This is a genomic window from Flavobacterium sp. (assembly GCF_035456085.1).
In the GTDB taxonomy this organism is placed as follows: domain Bacteria; phylum Bacteroidota; class Bacteroidia; order Flavobacteriales; family Flavobacteriaceae; genus Flavobacterium.
On the sequence record NZ_DATIDY010000140.1, the window covers coordinates 1 to 3,165 of the forward strand.

General features: G+C 30.0%; 4 protein-coding genes and 1 pseudogene. 2 read left to right on the plus strand and 3 right to left on the minus strand.

Annotation, left to right across the window (positions count from 1 at the left end; all coding sequences use genetic code 11):
• Both VLC96_RS11010 and VLC96_RS11015 read left to right on the plus strand, forming a co-directional pair.
• The coding region (locus VLC96_RS11010) for a YdeI/OmpD-associated family protein (protein WP_325262934.1) at positions 1–139 on the plus strand (139 nt) is incomplete at its 5' end.
• Positions 140–393: 254 nt separating this feature from the next.
• Positions 394–1,068, plus strand: a complete 675-nt coding sequence (locus tag VLC96_RS11015) for a hypothetical protein (protein ID WP_325262929.1) — start codon at positions 394–396, stop codon at positions 1,066–1,068.
• A 75-nt stretch (positions 1,069–1,143) separates the two neighbouring features.
• On the opposite strand, the gene yajC is transcribed toward VLC96_RS11015, so the two are convergent.
• The 3 genes and pseudogenes from yajC to VLC96_RS11030 all read right to left on the minus strand — a co-directional run.
• Positions 1,144–1,419, minus strand: a complete 276-nt coding sequence (yajC, locus tag VLC96_RS11020) for a preprotein translocase subunit YajC (RefSeq protein WP_325262931.1) — start codon at positions 1,417–1,419, stop codon at positions 1,144–1,146.
• A gap of 59 nt (positions 1,420–1,478) precedes the next feature.
• Entirely contained in the window at positions 1,479–2,390 is a 912-nt protein-coding gene (nusB, locus tag VLC96_RS11025) for a transcription antitermination factor NusB (protein ID WP_325262935.1), read from the minus strand.
• A 253-nt stretch (positions 2,391–2,643) separates the two neighbouring features.
• Positions 2,644–3,165 (minus strand): annotated as a pseudogene (locus VLC96_RS11030) (Glu/Leu/Phe/Val dehydrogenase family protein); the annotation flags it as partial.

Genomic DNA, 3,165 nt, shown 5'->3' on the forward strand with positions numbered 1-3,165 from the left:
AAAATTTAGCCCTTATAAACAAAAGGAATTCATTGAATACATCGAATCCGCTAAACGAGAAGAAACAAAACTTACAAGGATTGAGAAAATAAAACCTATGATTTTAGACAATATTGGTCTAAATGATAAATACAGATAAAAGAAAAAATCTATTTAATAGACAAAAGTTCCGAAGCTGATCCATCAGTTTTGGAACTTTTTTATTTAAAAATCATATTAAAAGTCAAACTTAATCACACCTAAATCATGTCTAACAGGCTGATTTTCAATAAAAACTTAACATTGAAGTATTAATATATTCACTACATTTGTTAATATTCAGTAAACATTCTATTAATTATGAATGTTTTTTAAATGTCTAAGTACTATTATATAACGATTAACTACACTATTATGATAGAAAAAGAAGGAACAAAAATCACTCCGAAGAATCCGGAAACTCCAGTAATTCCAAACAATGAAGAAACTGAAGTTGTAAAACCTATAGTGAATAAACCAGCCCCAACAAAACAAACTGTAACAAAACCCACTACAAGAAGAACTATTGCTGCAAAACCTACTGCTACAAAACCTACTGTCGTAAAGCCTACTGCTGCAAAACCCACTGTTGTAAAACCTGCCACAGTAAAACCTACCGCCGTAAAATCTCCTAATGCAAATTCAGCAGCAACAGTTGCAAAACCAGCAACTACGGCAACCAGAGCATCTAGACCGAGTAGAGCCAAAGTTACTACTACTCAAGTTTCAGAAATTATAAAATCGGATACTGAAACACCTGCAATACAAGAAACTAAAACGGAAACAGAAGTTGCAGTTCCAGTAAAGGATAAAAAAGATAAAAAGAAGAAAAAATCTAAAACAAAAAATAAGATGTCTGTAAAAGAAAAGAAGAAGGAGAAAAAAGCGAAGGACAAAGCAAAAGCTAAAAGAAAAGAGAAAAAAGCTAAGAAAGCCAAAAAAGATAAAGCCAAAAAAGCAAAACTTAAAGCTAAAGCTACTGAGAAAAAAGCCAAAAAAGCAAAAAGAGCTAAAAAGGCTAAAAAAGCCAAAAAAAATAAGAAAAAATAATCTTCTTATTTACACAAAAAAATCCCAAATTTCCATAAAAGTGGAATTTGGGATTTTTTTATTGTATTGTATTAATTACGCTTTTTTAGTCAAAGTTGCTGTTAATTCTAATGAGATTGAAGAACGCTCCATTTTCAATTTTCCAGCCATAGTTTCGATAATAACTGTACCTTCATTAAGCTCAGCGATTTTACCATGGATTCCGCTTTTTGTAATGATTTTATCTCCTATTTTTAATCCATTTTCAAATTCTTTTTCGTTTTTAGCTCTTTTTTGCTGTGGACGAATCATAAAGAAATAAATGACTACGAACATTAATAAAAACGGCAAAAACTGTTGTATTTGTCCCATAATTTAAAATTTTAATATTTGTTAATTGTTTTATGTTTAATAGAAATGGTGTTCAGCTATTACATCAGACCTCTTCCAATCTTCACTATTCTTTTATTTCCTTCAAGTTCCTTAACCAAGTTATCCAAAATTCCGTTGATGAAAATACTACTTTTCGGAGTTGAATATTCTTTGGCAAGTTCCAAATACTCATTTAACGTAACTTTTACCGGAATAGAAGGGAATTTCAAGAATTCGCAAATTGCCATTTTAAGGATAATAGTATCAATTTCAGCAATACGTTCGCTATCCCAATTTGGTGTTTTATCAATATATTCTTTGGCTAATTCAGCTTCATTTAAAACCGTTTTTCTAAATAAATCTTTTACAAAAGCCTTATCTTCATTGTCTTTGTATAATTTTGGAACTCTAAAATTATCATCTTCACCTTGTTTAATTCCTTTAAGCTGTTTTACAATATGGGTGTTAACCAAAGGAATGTCGTCGATCCAAGTTAATTTATCATCTTCAAGATAATCATACAACTTTTCATTTGGAACAATAACATCAGAGAAAATATCAATAATAAAATCTTTATCTTCTTCAAAAGTATTCACTCGATTGCTCATGTATTTTGCATACACAGGACTCTCTTTGATCGCATTCAATAAAAGAATAATATAATCATCATTCAAAGTCCAATTGTTGATTGAACGATTTTCTAAAGCAATACTAAGGGAATTGTTTTCGGCAAGAATTTGAAAAATACTGTTTTTGATGAATTTTTCATTAGGATTACGTTCCTCTTTGGTTGCCAAATGTTTTTGGCTTGAAAGATGTAAAAAAACAGTTTCTTTTTTACAAATTTCAATCAATGAAGAAAGCATAATAAGGTATAAATCTTGAATGGCGTCAATACTATGCATAAGGAATTTTTCCTCTTTTTCTAAATTATCAGAACCATTTTGATGCATTGCATAAATGGATTGCATGACTTTAACGCGAATGTGTCTTCTGTTTACCACCTTGTAAGAACTTTTAAAATTAAGTTTGCAAAATTAATACTTTCATCTCTTAAATGAAAATTTAAAGCCTTTTAATTTAAAATCGATTTTTCAATTATTGATTTATCAGAAATACATATAAAATCAACAACTTAGAAACTTAGTTAATCAAAAATCAAAAAAAAATCAGTTCCAGAATTTAATAAAATCCTGAAACTGAAATCTTCAACATTAATTAAAACTATTTTGCATTTTCAATTTTTCTCAAATCAATACGATTTTGAGCGATAGTTAATGCTGCTTGATGAGTAGTTATACCATTTGCAATAGCGTAATCAAAAATTTCTAAAGTAGTATTGTAGATATTTTCGGTTTTTGCCATAATTTCTGCTTTACCATAATGCTCCAACTCAGCATAAACATTAATAATTCCACCAGCGTTAATCAAGAAATCAGGAGCATACACAATGCCTCTTTCCTGCAAAATTAACCCATGAGTATTTTCGTTTGCCAATTGATTATTAGCAGCACCAGCAATTACTTTTGCTTTAATCTTGTTTACCGTATTGTCATTAATAGTCGCCCCCATTGCACAAGGCGCATAAATATCGACATCGGCACTATATAAATCGTCGCCAGTAAATATCTGCGCATTGTATTTAGACGCAACTTGATATAATTTTTCTTCATTAATATCAGAAATAAAAACCTGAGCACCTTCTTTAGTCAAATATTCAACTAAAATCTCCCCCACGTGTCCAAT